Genomic DNA, 19046 nt, shown 5'->3' with positions numbered 1-19046 from the left:
AAAATTCTTTTTATTGTTAAAGTAATAAGTTAATAGCAAGGGCAATGAAAACAATGCCGGTGATCCTATCTATCCAAGTTTGGCTATTTGGGTTATCTCTAAAAAAGCGCGCAATTTTATCGCCAAAATAAATATAAGCGCAATCAATCGGAAAAGCAAAAAGCGGATACAGCAAACCAAAAAAGGCGAGCTGAAAAGTAGCCGAAGAAAGTGCTGGATCAACAAATTGTGGAATAAACGCGATAAAAAATAATGCCACTTTAGGGTTAAGTACTTCGGTCATCATAGCTTGAAACATTACATTTTTACTTTTCTTCGTAGTTATATGTGGTTTGTCTGATTGCTCAATAGGCTCTTTTATAAAAGTGCTTTTAAGCATCATTATCCCTAAGTAGCACAAATAAGCAGCGCCTGCATATTGCACTGCACTATAAGCTACCTCAGAGGCTTTAAGTATGGCGGTTAAGCCAACAACAGCAAAAAATGTATGTACTACTCCACCGAGGGCAAAACCAAACGCACTTTGCATTCCTGCCGTACGGCCATTAGCAAAGGTTTGTGCCATTAAAAAGGCATTAGAAGGCCCTGGGGCCACCGCAATTAAAAAGCTAGCCAGTAAAAAAGAAACTAAAAAATCAGGGTTTATCATGATCAGCCTTGAGTTGGGTGTAAAGCATGTCCTTTTTTACTTATTAAAATAAGCCAAAGAGGAAGTAACAATAGTAAATGAAAGGCTATTAGCCATGGTGTAGTTAACCCTAAAAACTGTGTTGCAAACACTAATATACTCGCACCACTCATTTGCATTGCGCCAAGTAGCGCTGAAGCGGTTCCGGCTTGTTTTGCAAAGCGAGAAAGTGCCATACCAGCTGCAGAGCCTAAACTTAAAGCAAAACCAAGTGCAGCAATAAGCATAGGTAACATAAGTGCCAGCGCGGTTTGTATGGTGCTAAGCGCAAGCATTAATAACCCCGAAAAAATCAATAAACCAACCCCAAGACGCAAAGCACGCTGGCTATTATTTTTAATATACATAGGCGCTATAAAACTCGCCACAATGCTACATACCGCATTGAGTGTAAACCAAAAAGTAAAGTCAGCAACTGTACCGCCTAAGTGAGTAATTAACCAACCCGGCGCAAGTGTTACGTACACCAGTATTGCCGACATTGCGACCATACAAAGTAAGCTATTAAATAAAAATATAGGAGTGCTAATAATGGGCATAAAACGGCGTAAATCTAAAATATGGCCTTGATAGTAGCTGTCTGCTGGGCGTGTTTCTTTAAAAAATAATAAGGTTATAACTAAGCCAAAAATAGCAAAAAAAGTTAAAAATAAAAAATTCATCCGCCAGCCAAACTGCACGGTTAACCATGCCCCTAAAATGGGCGCTAATGCTGGAATAAAACAAATAATACCATTTAAATAAGTGATCATTTGCCCACTTCGCTGTGCACCGTATTTATCACGTACTATGGCAAAAGCAACCACAAAAGTGGCACATGCTCCTAATCCTTGTAAAGCACGCGCGAGCAGCAATATATTAAATGAAGGAGCATAATAGGCTAACAAGGCAGAGCCCGCATACAGGCTAATACCAATGACAGCGACCGGTTTACGACCAAACTTATCAGCAAGGGGGCCTGCAATTAATTGCCCTAAGCCTACAGTGAGCATAAAAATAGCAACACTTTGTTGTACTTGCTGCTCTGAAACAGCAAATTGCTCAGCAATAGTTGGAAATGCAGGTAGGTAAATATCAATAGCCATAGGGCAAAAAATAACGAGTAACGCTAATATAAGTAATAAAGTTAAGTTTGGTTTAGCGGGCTGTGTTTGCATTAGTTCTCCTTTTGTCGCGTATTTTAGGGGGGGACTAATAAAAAAGAAAGGGCTTATGACCCTTAGTATCGTCGACATTGATATTTTTTAATTTAAATAACATGAACTCTGGGTAATAAATTTATCTCAAGCAGATATTTTCAGCGCTAACTGCGCTGAATTTACTTGCAATAGATCAGCAGTTGACGCGTAAATTCGCCTTATTGTCACTGAAAATCACTGGTTAGAAAAAATAAATTTAAATATAACTATGATTCAATACGTTAGTAAATCTCTTCACCAAAGTTAAGGTTAAATAGCTAAAAGGGACTTTTAAAGACACTACCTCAAACTGGTCTGATGTGTTACTTTTACAAAAGAATGAACGATGGAAAATAATAATGAGCAATAAATCTTCAGTTTTAACAGCATGGCGCATTGTTAAAAAGCTACCCTTTGGGCACTGGCTATTTACTAAAATAGTCTGTTTTAAAGCGCCATACTTTGGCTCGATGAAGCCTTACATACTTAATTTAAAAGCAGGACATTGTAGTGCGCGGGTTAAAAACCGGCGTAGGGTTCATAATCACATAGGTACAATACATGCAATAGCGCAGTGTAATTTGGCCGAGTTATGTGCTGGAGTGATGGTGGATGCCACGGTACCGGTTAAAACTCACCGTTGGATCCCAAAAGGTATGACGGTACAGTATTTAGCTAAAGTAGATACCGATGTAACCGCTATTGCAGAGATTGATTTACCGCACCAGTGGCTAGATAAAGAAGACTTAGTGGTGCCAGTAAAATTATATAATACCCGCAATGAACTAGTATTCACTGCAGATATTACTATGTACATTACAGCTAAAAAGTAACTAGCTTTTATTAGAGGCTTGTTTATTTACGAATGACAAGCCGATATCGTCCTCGTTAATTAATGGTTTTACATCGCTCACCGGCTTTGACTCATCATTAATGAGTGTTAAGCTTTCTTTTTCAAAGCGCTGTTTTAAATTACCTTCAATAATTGCACCAGCTTCTATACTAAGCGTATCGTGAAAAATATCACCATGCACATGAGCGTTATTTTTAATGTTAACTTCACTGGCATTTAATGAACCAATTATTTTGCCCTTAACAATCACGCTTGTCGCTTCAACAATACCCTCAACTACGCCTGTAGTGCCAATTACTAAATGAGTAGCTTTAATGTCGCCATCAATGCGGCCATCAAGTTGCACTTCACCTTGGCTTATTACTGACCCGGTAAGGCGCATATCTTCTGAAATAATAGAAGGAGCGTGATTAACGCGTTTTAATGAAGCGTTATTTGTTACTTGCTTTTTTTTACCAAACACGAGAGAGCGCCTTTGTTATTTTAAGAGGATTGACATGCTTGCCATCAATAAGCACTTCATAATGTAAGTGAGTGCTGGTACTTCTGCCGGTGCTGCCCATTAAGCCTATTACATCGTGCTTAGTGACTGCTTGGCCTTTTTTTACTTTAACTTTATTTAAATGACCAAAGCGAGTGACTAAGCCATTTTTATGTTCAAGTTCTATAAAGTTACCATAACCGCCATTGCGCCCAGCGCGCAGTACAGTACCGTCGGCAGGAGCAAATATTTCAGTTTTATGCCAGCCGGCTAAATCAACGCCCTTATGAAAGGCGCGGCGACTGTTCATTGGATCTTTTCGCAATCCAAAGTTGCTAGAAATATAATACTTTGCAGCTGGCAGCGGTAAGGTATTAGGCAGTTCATTTAAAAAGTTTTCTAAATTATTTAGTAGTAATAATTTATCGGCAATAGCTAAAAATGTGCCAGGAATTTTTGCTTCATCGAATACATCTAACGGACCACCTTGAGCGGTTGTTTGCTCGCTTAATGCTAAATGTTGCGCTAATGCAGACTCTAGCCCTGCACCTTTAAGCATAGCTAAAATGGCGTTATGACGTTGGGTAATTTGACTTTCAAGCGATAAAAAATTTTGCTCGTAGTATTGATTTAGCTGTGCATAGCGAGCAGCGAATGTACTAGGGGGCGTATTTTGCACCTGTTTACTTTGAGCGCTGTCATCGACTAAAGGTTCATGAAACTCGCTTTGCTCTTCTTCAATAGGAGATTCAAGTTCGTCACCCAGCTTTATAACATCTTTACTAAGAGAAGCAGGAAGAGATTCGATCATGCTTTGGAGTAAAGCTTGTTTTTGTTCAAGCTCAGCTAATTGTGCTATTTGTTCGTCATGGCGTGTTTTTTGCTCGCTGACTTGCTGTTGCCATTGTTTTTGCTCATCGAGTTGAGTTTGCTCAATATCTGATATTTTTGTAGTTTGTGAGTAAACCCGAAAGCTCGAAATACTTACCCAACTAAGAGTAACTAATACAAGTAATACGATAAAAACTTGCAGCCAAGGCGCCAAAACCACATGCTTAACTTCACCATTTTGGCGAATAAGTAGTTGACGAGAGGGAAAAAACTGTTCAAAAAAAGACTTTATAAATATAGGCATGACACATAAATACTGGCTATTAACCAAGCTAAGATAGCAATTTGAGTTTAAAAAGCTAGAAAAAATTGTAACTATGACTGAATTAATAAAAAAGGACGGCAATAAATGCCATCCTTTTTAGCAAAAAAATTTATTCTTTAAATTATTTTGCAGCGAGTACAGTACTCTCTACACAGCCAAAACCAATGCGTGCGTAACCTTCTTTTTCACACCAGCCACGCATAATAACGTTATCGCCGTCTTCTAAAAAGCTACGTTGTTGGCCATTGCTCAGCGTGATTTTTTCTTTACCACCACGAGAAAGCTCAAGTAACGAACCCGCTTCTTCATGGGTTGGGCCAGATTGCGTACCCGAGCCCAGCATATCACCTGGCATAAAGTTACAACCATTCACAGTATGGTGCGTTACCATTTGCGCAACTGTCCAGTATGAGTGCTTAAAGCTTGAGGTTGATACACGCGTTGGTGTATGACCTTCATCACGCATTTGCTGAGTTTGAATTTTTACATCCATTTGAATATCAAACGCGCCTTGTTCACGGTTCGCTTTAGATTCTAAATAATCCAATGGTTGTGGATCGTTTTCATCTCGTGTCCAGCTTGTTCTAAATGGTGCTAGCGCTTCAGTTGTCACTATCCAAGGAGATACCGTTGATGCAAAGTTTTTAGCTAAAAACGGCCCTAACGGCTGATATTCCCACGCTTGTAAATCACGTGCTGACCAATCGTTAAATACACAAAAGCCAAATACATGGTTTTCAGCATTTTCAATCGCTATAGCATCACCTAACGCGTTACCTTTACCTAAGTAAATACCTACTTCTAGTTCATAATCAAGGCGTTTACACGGGCCAAACGATGGTACTTCAGCATCTGGCGCTTTGGTTTGGCCTTTAGGGCGATGAAATTGTTGGCCCGATACACCAATAGATGATGAGCGACCATGATAACCAATAGGTACCCATTTATAGTTAGGTAGTAGTGGGTTGTCTGGGCGAAACAAGCTACCCACAGCAGTTGCATGGTAGATAGAGGTGTAAAAGTCGGTGTAATCACCAATGCGACACGGCAATGCAAACTCAATATCAGCCTGTGCAATAAGCGCTTCGCTTAATTTAGCCTGATGCTCAGAGCCTTCACGCAGCGCTTTAGATAATGCTAAACGCAGTGCTGACCAATATTGCTGCCCAAGGCTCATAAATTCATTTAATGTTGTGTTACTTGCAGCAGCAATGGCTGTTTGCGCATCACCACTAAAAATAGCGAGTTCATTTAGTTTTGCTAAATCGATAACCTGATCGCCAATAGCGACAGCGCCACGAAAAGCTTCGTTGCTATTTTTACGACGAACTTCAGCAAAAGGTAGATTTTGAATAGGGAAGTCGCAATCTGCAACGTTTGCAGAGGCTACCCAGCTTGTTAAATTTATATCATGGGTTTCGTTAATTAAACTCATTACATTTCCTTTGGTTTAGTTGGTCGTGCTAATCAGTATAAATATCAATTTATTAAATAAGCATATAAAGATTAAAAACATCTATTATTAACAGCTTATATGGTGATGAATAGCACGATTTAAACAGACAGAGTAGAATTGTTACTCAATATCAGCGTAAAACGACAAAAAGCAGCGAGTTACGCTGCTTTTAAAATATAAATGCTAACTACTTATAAAACGCCACGGCGCTCTTGGTCGCGTTCAATTGATTCAAATAGTGCTTGGAAGTTACCTTCACCAAAGCCACCATCGTCAACTCGCTGAATCATTTCAATAAAAATAGGACCAAATAGGTTTTTAGAGAAAATTTGTAGTAAGTAACAGTTTTCACTTTGGCTATCTACTAGAATTTGATGCTCACGAATTTTTTCTTTGTCTTCAGCAACCCAAGGTACACGGTCAAAAATAGTATCGTAGTACTCAGGAATAATATCCAAAGTTGCAATAGTCGATTTATCAAGCTTATCAAGTGAGCTTACTAAGTCGTCAGTTAAAAATGCTAAATGCTGTACGCCAGGGCCATTGTATTCACCAAGGTATTCATCGATTTGGTTATTATCGTTGCCTTTACCTTCGTTAATAGGAATAGAGAAAGTGCCACAAGGCGATTTAAGCGCATACGAAATTAACGCTGTTTTTTGGCCTTTAATGTCGAAGTAGCGAACTTCTGTAAAACCAAATACATCTTTATAAAAGTTAGCCCATTTTTCCATGGTGCCTTTATAAACATTATTAGTTAAATGGTCGATGCGAATAAAGCCTTTATCGTCAACCACGTTTTGCTCGGCTAGATCCTCAAAGTCTTGTGCGTAAATAGAGCCTTTTTCGCCAAATTGCTCAATAAAGTAAATTAAGCTGTCGCCAATGCCATAAATTGCAGGGTAAGGTAAATCTTTATTTGCCGAGTCGGTTGCTGGTTTTGCACCGCGCTCTACCGCTGCTTCAAATGCTTTTTGTGCATTCTCTACTCGCCAACCCATAGAACAAATAGCCGGGCCATGATCTTTAGCAAACTGTGCCGAAAAGCCATCACGCTCGTTATTTAATAAAAAATGAATATCGTTTTGATTGTAATAAACAATGTCTTTACCTTTGAATTTTTTTAGCTTTGAAAAGCCAAAGTCGGTAAATACTTTATCCATGTAATCTGCATCAGGTGTCGCATACTCGGTAAATTCGATACCAACTAAACCTAAAGGGTTATTTACTTCACTCATTATCATTACTCCCGCAATTAAGCACTGCGATTATTTGTTGTCGTATTGCTGTAGATGATTAACTAAATTTGTACTTTGGGGAAGGGGGCGTTGTTATTTAGTAAACAGCGCGTGTGTAAATTTTATAGGACGGTTAGCAGTAAGTTACTTTTTTGCTGAGTGCTTTAAATACGCGTATGTATGAAAACGTTTGAATAAGTGCGGCATTTTAAGTTTTAGCTATTGATTTTGTTGTTGTTTATTTTTTATAAAGAGATTTAAGCTAACTTAAATCTCTTTTTTTACTGTAGTAAAAACAAGGTTTTTTGTATTTAATTGTTTACGGTTTGCTATTGTTAAAGAACTTGCTACGTTGCTCTAACCATAAATTAGGTTTTATTGCGGGTGCAAGTTGGTAATGGCGTTCAACACTTTGATTGAGCTCTCGGGTTGTTTGCTTAAAAGTCAGCTTTTGTTGCGCGTTACTTGTAAGCTTTTTCAGTGAAGCTCTGTATCAGAGGTTATAGTATTTACAGGAACTAATAATTTTAAAGTCATTTAAGGGTTACATACCAGCTAGCACTGGTAGTAGTAAGCAATGTACTAATTAGAGGCTGGGTAAAGGGTGTTGATGTTGGGAGTGACTTGATGCGAGGTAAGCAGATAAAAACAATGAAAAAGTAGCTAAACTTATTTTATACAAAATGAAATTTGTATTTAACTATCAAGATAACGCCTCCCCATATTGCTATGGGGAGGCGTTAAAAGCTCATTAATAAAGGTTTAGTTAAGAGGGGGTTAAGCTTCCTCGCTTAGTCCCTGTCTTTCCCACACTTTAGATTTAAAGGTCATTAGTACTAAAATAATACCAACACCAATACTAAATAATGCTATTTGTAGGTATAAGTTAGGTATTTCATCAACATTATTTGGATCGAAGTTACCAGCAAGTAATCCTGCAATGATATTACCGATAGAATAAGTTAATACAAATACGCCCATCATTTGGCCTGTGTAGCGACGAGGCGATAACTTACTTACAGCACTTAATGCCACAGGGCTCAAACAAAGCTCACCCACAGTGTGTAAAAAGTAGGTAGTAACAAGCCAGTAAGGTGCTACTTTTAGGCCTTCAGCCGCATAATGCGCTGCCATAAACATAACTAAGAAACCTGTTGCCATTATAATTAAACCAACAGCACATTTTGCACTATAAGATGGTGAAACAAGACGCTTTGACATATTAATCCAAAGCGCTGCAAAAAATGGTGATAGCGCAATAATAAACAGCGAGTTTAATGACTGAAACCAAGTTGTAGGGATTTCAAAAGTACCAATAAGACGGTCAGTATAATCACGTGCAAATAAGTTTAATGATGAACCTGCTTGCTCAAAGCCAGACCAAAAACAGGCAGAAGCTATACATACTAAAAATAGTGCCCACATTCTTTGTTTTTCAGCATCGGTTAACTTACCTTTAAAGTAGATAAGACCAAAATAAACAAAGAAAATAATAGTGAATGCAATCGCAGTATAACCTGCAACTACCGTTGGATTAATAATTATAGCGCCAGTCATAGCGGCGGTAGTGATAGCAGCCGCTATAATGATAAACATAGCAATACTGCCCCATGCGCGAGCAGTACCTTTAGGACCTAAAGGATTAGCTGGTAGAGCACTATGCTCAGGTAAGTTTTTAAGTGAGCGCTTGTATTGCACTAAGCCAATAGCCATACCAACAGCTGCAGCACCAAACGCCCAGTGCCAACCTAGATTTTCCATAAAGTAACCACAAACGTAATAACCAATTAATGAACCTAAGTTAATACCCATGTAGTAAATAGCATACCCGCCATCACGACGTTCATCAGCATCACTGTATAGTTGTCCAACCATAGCGCTGATATTTGGTTTTAGTAAGCCGGTACCCGTTGCTACAAAAATTAAACCAATAAAAAATGAGTAATCATGTGGAATAGCCAAAATAATGTGGCCACACATAATAATAATACCGCCATACCAAACCGCTTTTTGACCGCCGAATAATCTATCAGCTAGCCAACCACCAGGTAAGCCTAAAAAGTATACTGCGCCTGTGTACAAACCGTAAATAGCAGCAGCTGAAGCAACGGTGAAGGCTAAGCCTTCTTGTTGTAAACTTGCTGTCATGAATAATACGAGCATAGCTCGCATACCGTAATAACTCATTCGTTCCCACATTTCGGTGAAGAACAAGGTTGAAAGTCCTTTAGGGTGGCCAAACCAACCACTATCTGGAGCTGAACTCATATTTACTTCCTAACTTTAAGTATTGTTGTAATGGCCTTATATATTTTTGCTTTAGCTATTTAGCGCCATGTATTACACGCTAAATGCTCGACCATCAGTATTGTTTAATGCAGCTAAGGTAATGGTTTGCCGTTAAGGTAGTAAAGCTGTAGGTAAGAGTCACACCCTTATCCTAGCTACAATTGCGCATTAGTATACATAGACCTTAGTGCGAGGGGAAGTGTTAAGCTTTATGGTTTAAACACAACAAACCTTGTTAAAAGTCAGCATAAGGTATTATAGGTTTGCCTGGGAATGCTAATGTGCCGTAAACAGGATTGAAATAGTAACATATAGAAAGCTGCCCTAAATTAGGCTCTTAAAAGTCGATTGTGTTCGATTTAGTTTATGGGTAGGAAATACTGATTTTAATCAGGTAGATAAAATTTTCACCTTAACGTGCGTCATAACTTAATGGTAATGAAATACCTATATAGTTTGACGGGCTGTAATATTCCCTATAAACATAAGTTTTTCACTTAAACTAATAAAACCCATTAGCGGATAACGTTGATTACTTTTGACGTTTTGACTGCAAGTCAATACTTAACCAAAATCCCAGTTAGCATCTAAATCGTACGATAAATTAGCGGTCAAGTTAGTTGAGCATAGCCCTCCTAAAGCATCTCAGATTGCACATAGGTTAAGAGGGTATAGTGTATACTGAATTGGTAACTGATTTATCTACTTGGTATTGTTAAATTTATAGGTCCTGACCTGCCTCGTATGCCGCAAATAACAGTGACAAATACAAGCAGCTACTTTGCTCTATCTGAGCTGATAACTAAGGTGATGAAGAGTAATTACTTTGCAGGGAAAAGTAATAATATGGCAGAATTAGTGAGCCAGTTACCTACTTCGCAAAAAGTAGCAGAAAATGCCGGAACAATAATGATGTATGTTAATAAACGTCCATATATTCAATTAGATGGCGGTGAGTGGACTTTATATCCCCGAGGGTGAGTTATTTTTTATATTTAGCTCAAGCAAAAAAAACGCATATATGTCCAAATTTGTTTACATTAAACTATCCAGCTGATCAGAGTTAGCGTATTATTCAGCGCAAATAGTTTCCCCTTATTTGAGGCTGTATGCGTTTAGATATTCATTGTGCGGATCGAGTTGGTATTGCTCAAGAAATCCTTAATATTTTAGTTAACTATAATGTTGATTTAAAAGGGATTGAAGTCGACTCAGTTAATTGTCGTATGTATGTTAGCTTTCCTGAAATAGAATTTGAGCAGTTTCAAAAAATCATGCCATCAATTCGCTTAATTGATGGTGTGCATGATGTACGCACCACGGCATTTTTACCCTCAGAGCGTGAACATAACGAATTAAATACGCTACTAAGAGCACTACCCGATGGCGTTATTTCTATAGATGCCAAAGGTTGGGTGCGTTTATGTAATGACGCAGCGTGCAAAGATTTACAACTAACAGAAAAAGAAGTTATTGGTGCCAATATTAATAACTTACTTAAAGGTTTTAATTTTACTCGCTGGCTTGAGGGTAAAGAAGTACTTGGCCAAACTACGCGCGTAGAAGTGGCAGGTGAAGATTTTATTGCGGATATTTTACCCATTGCTGTTCCGCAAAGTAACGAAGGCGATGTGCTAGCCGGGGCGGTAATAAATATTAAATCGCAAAGTCGCTTAGGCCAACAAGTAAGTGCTTTTAGACGCTATGGACAAGAGAGCTTTGCTACTATTCATAACTTTAGCACTGCAATGCGCCGAGTAGTGCGTGAAGCACGCAAAATGGCGCAGTTAGAGGCGCCTATTTTAATTACTGGTGAAACCGGAACTGGTAAAGAGTTACTTGCACGTGCATGTCATTACGCTTCTAATCGCTCTGTTAAGCCTTTTATTGCTTTGTCGTGTGCTTCGCTACCCGATGATGTGGCCGAATCTGAATTATTTGGTTATGCCGGTTACGAAGAAAACGCCGCGCCAAAACGTGGCGTACTTGAACAAGCCGATGGCGGTACTGTATTTTTGGATGAAGTGGGCGAAATGTCTACTCAATTACAAACCAAGTTACTGCGCTTTTTACAAGATGGCACATTTAGAAAAGTAGGCGATGAAAACGAAGTAAAAGTTAATGTACGTATTGTTGCTGCCACTCAAAAAGACTTGCCTGCTATGGTGCAAGAAGGTGTTTTTAGAGAAGACTTATATTACCGTATTAACGTTTTAACGCTAGAAATAGCACCACTGAGAGATCGCAAAGCCGATGTGGGGCCGCTTGCTGAGCACTTTATTCAAAAGTACGCACAGCAAAATGGTCATGACGTGCCGTTGTTATCACAAGAGTGTTTAAGCTTTTTACAAGATTATCCGTGGCCGGGTAATGTGCGCCAATTAGAAAACGCAATTTACCGTGCTGTGTCTTTGTTAGATGACAGTGAATTACGCGTTGAGCATTTACAGCTCCCTACATTTACCCATGATTTAGGGTATTTAGAATCAGATTTTGAAGGCTCACTTGATCAAGCAGTTAAACGCTTTGAAGCTACGTTATTACGTAAGCTATATCCTGCTTATCCTAGCTCACGCCAACTAGCAAAGCGCCTTGGTTTAAGCCACACCGCGGTGGCAAACAAGTTACGTGATTATGGTATTAATCGTAAAACAGTAAAAGTTTAGTAACGCAAAGTAATAACTATAAGCTTAAACGTGCGCGGGTAGCTTATAGTTATTTACTTTAATAAAGTAAATTTTGGCTAAACGCGTGTGATACACTTAATTTAATTTTAACTGGTAAGACCTCTGCCGTGAACTTATACATTCGACTTATTTTATTGTTTTTTAAAATTAAACGTAACCATGACTATCAACACTTACTTGATACGGTAAATATTGATTACAAAGCCCTACCTACAGATTGCGATATAAACTTACATTTAACTAATTCACGTTACTTGGCTATGATGGATTTATCGCGCACTTGGATGACAGAGCGGGTGGGTTTATTAAAGCACATATTAAAACGTCGTTGGTTTCCAATTGTAAACGCGACTGCTATTACTTATATTCGCGATATAAAACCTATGCAGCGTTATACAATTAGCACGCGCTTAGTGGGCTGGGATCATAAGTACTTTTATATAGAGCAAAAATTTCACTCTCAGCGTGGCTTACACGCAATTGCTTATGTGCGCGGCGTATTTAAAAGTAAAAAGGGCATAATTAGCATTGAAGAAATGCTGGAAGTAGCTGACTTTAAAGGTGTAGCCCCTATTTTACCAAGTGAAGTAATGCACTGGAAAGAAATGTTAGAGCAGAAAAAAGTAACTAATTTACCACGATAATAATAGTTAACCTGAGCTCTGGTTAGTTATGAGTAATAATCAATAGTTGAAAAAAAAGGCCTTACGGCCTTTTTAACACACATGCTTATTACTATTAAAAGCTGTATTTAACCCCAAACATCGCCACAATTGGGTCAATTTTAACGGTTGACGTTAATGCTTGAGCGCCATCGGCATAGACAGTTGCATCAGTTTCAATATCCATAATTGAAACCATAGCGTGTAGGCCCCATTTTTCATCTATTTTATAGTTAGCACCCACTTGCGCTACAAAGCCAAACGAATCATCAAGTTTAACTTCTACATCATCTGTTCCAAGTACTGTTTTTAGTGCTTGAGAAGGTTGCTCATCAAAGAAAGTTGTATAGTTAACACCTACACCAACAAAAGGGCGAAACGCGTAGCTTGAATCTAAAAAGTGATATTGCGCTACTAACGAAGGAGGTAAATGCTTAATGTTAGCTATTTTATTGCCCGCTAAACCACCCGCGCCATTTATATCATGTGAAAACGGTGTAGCTGCAATTAACTCTAACACCCATTGCTCATTAAAAGCATAATCAACAGTAATACCTAACTGAGTATCTGAACCCGGATTAAGTCCTCGGGCAGAATCTTCGTTAATTGGTGAGCTAGTACTATCAGGGTTTACGTTTATAGCACCCACGTTTACGCTAAAGTTAGCGTGTGCAGCAGGAGAGAGTGCTAATAAAGAGGTGAGTAATGCAATGCTTAATTTAGTTTTCATGTTGTTCTCCAAGAACTACTTTTTGATTGCCGCTATTATTATTCATTAACACAAACAATAACTTGTTTTAGATCAAGGTTTCAGAAATGTTTGAAGTTAGCAAAATCATTTATTGATTTAGATTAAGTTTCTCCACAGTACATAACAAAAGCTATTGACTTATTTAGGTAATATTCAGAATAAAATCAGCCAAGTTTGTTAAACTTATCTTTATGTCTTCTTTTCAATATTAAGCAGGTTAAATGAACGCTACCCAGCAGCTGTTTCTTCATGGTTCAATTTCTAAAGCGCTGCTTAAGTTAGGTATTCCTATAATTTTAATCAATGTTTTACAGTCGGCGTATCAACTCACTGACGCTTTTTGGGTGGGGCGTCTAGGGGCTGCGCAAGTTGCTGCTGTGTCTATTAGTATGCCTGTTACTTTTTTAGTCATTGCCATAGGTGCAGGGTTGGCGATGGCGGGGGCTATTTTATCGGCGCAATATATGGGAGCAGGGCAGCAAGACAAAGTAAATCATGTTGCCGCGCAAACTATGTTAATGGTGACGCTAACAGCCATAGTGCTGGGGGGCATAGGTTATATGCTATCGCCTTATTTTTTAACCCTTTTAGGGGTAGAAGACGCTGTTTATGGCGATGCACTTAAGTTTATGCATGTATCGTTTATTGGGGTTATTTTTGTATTTATTTATGCCATGTTCCAATCGTTAATGCGTGGTATTGGCCAAACAAAAGTACCGCTAATTATTGTGAGCGTGACCGTGTTGCTTAATTTTGTACTCGATCCGTTATTTATTTTTGGCTATGGCAGTTTTCAAGGCTTAGGGGTAATGGGAGCTGCACTGGCAACTTTAGTAACGCAGAGCTTAGCTGCACTTGCTGGGGTAATTATATTTTTACGCGGCCGTCATGGTATTCAATTACAGCTAAAAAGCTTTTACCCCGATTGGCAATATATAAAACAAGCCTTCTTTTTAGGCGCTCCGGGTTCAATTGAATTGTCGGCTCGTGCTTTTGGTTTAATTATCATGTCTTTTTTAGTGGCAAGTTTTGGCACGCAAACGATTGCATCTTACGGTGTTGGCTCCAATGTTTTACAAATGGTGATGATCCCAGCAATGGGTTTGTCGATGGCTGTGTCTACATTAGTGGGGCAAAATATGGGCGCAGGAAACCCCAAACGCGCTGCGCAAATAACTCAGCTTGCTAGTTTATGGGGCTTACTAGGCCTGTCGTTTGTGGGAGGGGTAGCCTATTATTTTGCCGAGCATTTAGTTGCATTTTTTATTCCCGATGATGGGGCTGTAATCGCTAAAGGCGCAAAATTTATTCGCATAATGTGTTTAACTTGGGGGGGAATTGGTGTACAACTTTGTGTCGTGGCTGCTTTTAGGGCATCAGGCAATATGCTTAATGCTATGTTAGTTGCCCTGTTATCACAGGGGGTTGTACAGTTTCCTGCGGCGTATATTTTATCTAAACATACGCAATTAGGAGATCACGGTATTTGGTATTCATTTGCCATTACCAACGTAGTTATTGCGCTTATTACCTATGCGTGGTTTACTCAAGGTTCGTGGCAAAAAACTATTTTAACCAAAGAAGACAAAGACATAGCAAAAATTAGCCAAGAAGCCTTCATCGAAGAAGGCAGTCACTAAACATTGCGGTGGGTTTTGCTGCCGTATAATTAACTTTATAAGGAATAACTATGTCTGTTTTGGTTGCTATAGGGGATCGTGATAATTCTAAGCTGGTGTCGCAGTTACAAGCACGCTTACCTAATATACACATTGAGCAATATTCACAGTGTGAAGATTTCAGTAAAGTTGAGTTTGTATTAGCCTGGTATGCGCCAAAAGAACTATGGGCACAATTACCTAATTTAAAAGTGGTGTCGTCGTTTGGTGCTGGGGTTGATAGCGTTGATTTAGACTTGCTGCCAGAGCATGTTGAAGTAGTGCGTATTGTTGACTCCCAATTAGAAGTAGATATGGCCGAGTATGTACTTACTCACGTATTGGCGCAAAAACTACAATTAAAAGAATATTATCAAAAACAAGCCGCAACGCAATGGAAACCAAATCGGGTATTAAGTCACAACAAAGTGGCTATTTTAGGCTTTGGTCAATTAGGCAGAGCTTGTGCGCAAAGACTCGTTGATAATGGCTTTAGCGTGAGCGCGTGGGCACAAAGCCATAAAGACGTGAATAACGTGACCATGTATTATGGAGAACATGGGCTAAACGAAATGCTGCCTAATACAGATTATTTAGTGTGCTTATTACCGCTGACCGAAAACACGGCCGGAATTATTAACAAAGATTTATTGGCTAAATTACCCGCCCATGCAGTATTAGTAAATGCGGCACGCGGCCAGCACGTAATAGAAGCTGATTTATTACAGGCACTTAATAGTGACCGTTTACGCGCCGCCACGCTTGATGCATTCGATCAAGAGCCATTACCAAGTGAGCATCCATATTGGCTGCATCCTAAAATAACCATAACACCACATTGCGCTGCATTATCAGATGTTAACTGCGTTATTGAACAAATTGAAGTGAGTATTCAATGCTTAACTAATGGCACACCACTTAAAAACCGGGTTGATAGAACCAAAGGCTATTAGCCACAAAGAAAATGATTTGATAAACATCTTGTTAACAGGTGTAATTTTTATTATTGTATGAAACTTATTCTTACTAATAAAAATAATATCGAGAATACTATGAAGTCTAATCAGGGCGGCGTTAAATTAAGTTTAGTGGTTATATCTATTATAATTTTAGGAGTATCGGCATGGTTTAACCAAGCAAATGCTTGCGAGCTTGCGCTAATACTCTATTAAAACAAAACCTACGCTGAGTTTTTATCAAACCTAGCATAGGTTTTTGCTATAAGCACTAAAATTATCTCCTTAATTAGTTATCTAATTTAAGTCCTCAGTATGCTGCTTGTTGTATCACACCACAATTTCATTCTTATATTGCTAATAGTTATCGGGTTAGTCCAGATTGACGATGATAGTTGCTCAGCGTTAGCCTTATGCTGGGTGCTAAATTAATAAGCACGACATCGGAGATAAGAATGACGACAGCACCTAAGTACGTAGAAGGGCATAACCTGTTACGCGGGAAATCGGTTTTAGTAACGGCCGCCGCAGGCGCGGGCATTGGCTTTTCAGCCGCATTACGTGCAGCCGAAGAAGGGTGCCGGGCATTAATGATATCTGACATTCATCCACGTCGTTTAGATGAAGCTGTAGCTAATATAAAAGCGCAAACAGGTTTGCAACAGGTATTTGGCCAATTGTGCGACGTAAGCCAAGAAGAACAGGTTCAGGTATTGATCAATGCAGCAGAGGATAAACTCGCAGGTGTTGATGTGCTTATTAATAATGCAGGACTAGGTGGTCAAACCGCTGTAGTAGATATGAGCGACGAGCAGTGGAGTAAGGTGATGGACATTACTCTTACCGGTACATTTCGTATGACCCGTGCAATGCTGCCATTTATGCAACAACGCAAGGCAGGTGTAATCATTAATAATGCTTCAGTATTGGGTTGGCGAGCACAAAAAGAGCAAGCACATTACGCCGCTGCTAAAGCCGGTGTTATGGCATTTACTCGCTGCTCGGCATTAGAAGCTGCTGAGCATGGAGTGCGCATTAACGCGGTATCGCCTTCAATCGCTTTACATGAATTTCTTAAAAAAGCCTCAAGTGCCGACGTACTTGAGCAATTAGCCTCAAAAGAAGCCTTTGGTCGTGCTGCCGAAGTATGGGAAATCGCCAACGTGATGATGTTTTTAGCCAGCGATTACTCGTCTTACATGACGGGCGAAGTTGTGTCTGTTAGTTCACAGCGCGCTTAGGGGGCAAAATGGCAAATAAAATAATTACTAGCAAAACGCAATTACTTGCTTCAACCGGACTTGATTTAGGCGTAAGCGACTGGATTGCAGTAGAGCAAAGCCGTATTGATATGTTTGCCGAGGCAACGGGAGATCATCAATGGATCCATGTCGATCCCATTAAGGCTGCAGAAGGCCCATTTGGCGCATGTATTGCGCATGGTTATTTAACCCTGTCATTAGTTAATTATTTTTTACCTCAGTTGGTAGATGTGCAAAATATAAGCATGGGAGTTAATTACGGCTGCGATAAAGTACGCTTTCCTAATGTGGTTAAAGCGGGCAGTAAAGTACGCGGCACAGGGCAAATAATTAGTGTGGAAGAAGTTAAAGGCAGTGTACAAGTGATCACGCGAGTAACCATTGAAGTGGCAGAGCAACAAAGGCCAGCCTGCGTGGTAGATACCATTAGCCGTTACTCGTTTGTCTAAATGTTTTGGTTAAGCACGACTAAAGCATAACACTTAAACAGCTAGCGGTTATGTTACAAATAATAGTATTAAATTGCTTAATATAAGAGTGCAATTTAAGAATAACGGTTATTGATAAAAGGTTGGATTTAATTACACAAACGAGGGGTAACATGGTCAATACTGATACGCGTTATATTATTTGGTTGCTGGATTTTTTATCTAGCTTGGGAATGGATACCAACACCATTGCTGCCAACAATGGTATCAGTCGCAGTGAGCTCCACAAACCTAATGTGCTCATTAATGCTAAACAGCATCGAGGTTTACTAACTGATGCACAGCAGTGTTATGAGGGCAGCGATCTTGGACTCATATTAGGTTTAAAACGCTCTATTGCTACCCACGACCAACTTGCATATTTAATGATGAGCAGCGCGACGCTGCGCGATGCCAGCCATATTGGGCTTAAATATCAAAATTACTCAGGCCGCTTTTCTGGTAATTTAGTAGTGACCTCCTTTAGTGAAATTCAAGCCGAAGGCTGTTATCAAATTGACGCTAAAACTGAGCTGGGTGAATTGCGTGTATTAGCAATAGAAGATTTACTTGCCAATATAGTCACGACTTGTCGTTGGGTGCTTGGTCAAGCATTGCCTATTACTAAACTACGTTGTAATTATCCGGCGCCAGTACATGCTGAGCGTTACCAAGCCATTTTTAATTGCCCCGTCGAATTTGATGCCCCAGTAACCCAGCTATTTTTTGATGCTGCCATTTTGGATCAACCACTCCCGCAGTCGAGTCCAGAAAGTGTCAACTTTTATAAAAAACTGTGCGAAGAAAAAAGCATTACTCGAAATCATGGCGACATAGCATGGCGCTTGTCGCAAATTATTGTTGAAGATCCTGCCAGTCCTCCATCGCTGCACGATGCAGCACTAAAGCTGCATTGTAGTTGCCGTACCTTGAGCCGTAAGTTATTGGCGCAAGGTTGGCGCTATCAACAATTAATCGATCAAGTACGAGAGATACATGCGCGGCGACATTTGAGCGATCCTACGTTATCAATCACTCGCATTGGTCAGCAACTTGGGTATGCCGATAGTTCGGGGTTTCATCGCGCTTTTAAAAAATGGACTGGGTTGTCGCCAAGTGCTTTTCGCCATGCGTTATTTGCGGTGCGCTATTAGCTAGTTAATGGCCAGATCGGATAACAACTTGGCGCAATGAGACAAGCTTTATTAACCACTCAGACCTATTATTTTAACCATGATTTAACATGTTTATTTTGCACAGCAAC

General features: G+C 39.5%; 17 protein-coding genes. 9 read left to right on the top strand and 8 right to left on the bottom strand.

What is annotated here, in order from left to right:
• Positions 1 to 16 precede the first annotated feature (16 nt).
• Entirely contained in the window at positions 17 to 649 is a 633-nt protein-coding gene (locus RB215_RS10520) for a LysE family translocator (protein ID WP_011328831.1), read from the bottom strand.
• 2 nt (positions 650 to 651) lie between these two features.
• On the bottom strand, positions 652 to 1845 hold the full coding sequence (locus RB215_RS10515) for a multidrug effflux MFS transporter (RefSeq protein WP_011328830.1): 1194 nt from the start codon (positions 1843 to 1845) through the stop codon (positions 652 to 654).
• 380 nt (positions 1846 to 2225) lie between these two features.
• On the opposite strand from RB215_RS10515, the gene RB215_RS10510 reads away from it, so the two are divergent.
• Positions 2226 to 2699 carry a hotdog fold domain-containing protein gene (locus RB215_RS10510; RefSeq protein WP_089368608.1) on the top strand — a complete coding sequence of 158 codons (474 nt, stop codon included), beginning with the start codon at positions 2226 to 2228 and terminating at the stop codon, positions 2697 to 2699.
• On the opposite strand, the gene RB215_RS10505 is transcribed toward RB215_RS10510, so the two are convergent.
• From RB215_RS10505 to RB215_RS10485, 5 genes are all read right to left on the bottom strand, one after another.
• A complete protein-coding gene (locus tag RB215_RS10505) occupies positions 2700 to 3182 on the bottom strand; it encodes a polymer-forming cytoskeletal protein (RefSeq protein ID WP_309216327.1) in 483 nt (160 codons plus the stop codon).
• Positions 3172 to 4335, bottom strand: a complete 1164-nt coding sequence (locus RB215_RS10500; protein ID WP_086998862.1) for a M23 family metallopeptidase — start codon at positions 4333 to 4335, stop codon at positions 3172 to 3174. Before RB215_RS10500 ends, RB215_RS10505 begins: the two co-directional genes overlap by 11 nt.
• 142 nt (positions 4336 to 4477) lie before the next feature.
• The gene (gene fahA / locus RB215_RS10495) at positions 4478 to 5791 is read right to left on the bottom strand and encodes a fumarylacetoacetase (RefSeq protein WP_086998865.1); all 1314 of its coding nucleotides are present in this window, start codon (positions 5789 to 5791) and stop codon (positions 4478 to 4480) included.
• Positions 5792 to 6003: 212 nt separating this feature from the next.
• Positions 6004 to 7050: a 4-hydroxyphenylpyruvate dioxygenase gene (gene hppD, locus RB215_RS10490; protein ID WP_011328825.1), complete on the bottom strand. Its 1047-nt coding sequence runs from the start codon at positions 7048 to 7050 to the stop codon at positions 6004 to 6006.
• A gap of 777 nt (positions 7051 to 7827) precedes the next feature.
• Complete coding sequence (locus RB215_RS10485) at positions 7828 to 9318, bottom strand: peptide MFS transporter (protein WP_309216326.1); 1491 nt, start codon at positions 9316 to 9318, stop codon at positions 7828 to 7830.
• 765 nt (positions 9319 to 10083) lie between these two features.
• On the opposite strand from RB215_RS10485, the gene bcsG reads away from it, so the two are divergent.
• The 3 genes from bcsG to RB215_RS10470 all read left to right on the top strand — a co-directional run bounded on the left by bcsG (position 10084) and on the right by RB215_RS10470 (position 12670).
• Complete coding sequence (gene bcsG, locus RB215_RS10480; protein ID WP_375144241.1) at positions 10084 to 10320, top strand: cellulose biosynthesis protein BcsG; 237 nt, start codon at positions 10084 to 10086, stop codon at positions 10318 to 10320.
• A gap of 128 nt (positions 10321 to 10448) precedes the next feature.
• Entirely contained in the window at positions 10449 to 12005 is a 1557-nt protein-coding gene (gene tyrR, locus RB215_RS10475; protein WP_011328814.1) for a transcriptional regulator TyrR, read from the top strand.
• 128 nt (positions 12006 to 12133) lie between these two features.
• Complete coding sequence (locus tag RB215_RS10470; protein ID WP_179807456.1) at positions 12134 to 12670, top strand: thioesterase family protein; 537 nt, start codon at positions 12134 to 12136, stop codon at positions 12668 to 12670.
• A gap of 94 nt (positions 12671 to 12764) precedes the next feature.
• Here the strand turns inward: RB215_RS10470 and RB215_RS10465 are convergent, their stop codons facing one another.
• On the bottom strand, positions 12765 to 13418 hold the full coding sequence (locus RB215_RS10465; RefSeq protein ID WP_179807455.1) for an OmpW family protein: 654 nt from the start codon (positions 13416 to 13418) through the stop codon (positions 12765 to 12767).
• Positions 13419 to 13660: 242 nt separating this feature from the next.
• Between RB215_RS10465 and RB215_RS10460 the strand changes: the two genes are divergently transcribed.
• From RB215_RS10460 to RB215_RS10440, 5 genes are all read left to right on the top strand, one after another.
• The gene (locus tag RB215_RS10460; RefSeq protein ID WP_309216325.1) at positions 13661 to 15079 is read left to right on the top strand and encodes an MATE family efflux transporter; all 1419 of its coding nucleotides are present in this window, start codon (positions 13661 to 13663) and stop codon (positions 15077 to 15079) included.
• A gap of 50 nt (positions 15080 to 15129) precedes the next feature.
• Positions 15130 to 16050: a glyoxylate/hydroxypyruvate reductase A gene (locus tag RB215_RS10455; RefSeq protein WP_309216324.1), complete on the top strand. Its 921-nt coding sequence runs from the start codon at positions 15130 to 15132 to the stop codon at positions 16048 to 16050.
• Positions 16051 to 16508: 458 nt separating this feature from the next.
• The gene (locus RB215_RS10450) at positions 16509 to 17294 is read left to right on the top strand and encodes an SDR family oxidoreductase (RefSeq protein ID WP_058373853.1); all 786 of its coding nucleotides are present in this window, start codon (positions 16509 to 16511) and stop codon (positions 17292 to 17294) included.
• Between the two features lie 8 nt (positions 17295 to 17302).
• Positions 17303 to 17764, top strand: coding sequence for a MaoC family dehydratase (locus tag RB215_RS10445; protein WP_197108216.1), 462 nt, complete (start codon positions 17303 to 17305; stop codon positions 17762 to 17764).
• A gap of 152 nt (positions 17765 to 17916) precedes the next feature.
• Complete coding sequence (locus tag RB215_RS10440) at positions 17917 to 18936, top strand: AraC family transcriptional regulator (RefSeq protein ID WP_089368595.1); 1020 nt, start codon at positions 17917 to 17919, stop codon at positions 18934 to 18936.
• The last annotated feature ends 110 nt before the right edge of the window (positions 18937 to 19046 follow it).

The sequence above is a fragment of the Pseudoalteromonas sp. HL-AS2 genome, from assembly GCF_031198805.1.
GTDB lineage: Bacteria > Pseudomonadota > Gammaproteobacteria > Enterobacterales > Alteromonadaceae > Pseudoalteromonas > Pseudoalteromonas nigrifaciens.
Note: the sequence above shows the minus strand (reverse complement) of the source record. Positions and strands in the feature narration are given on the sequence as shown.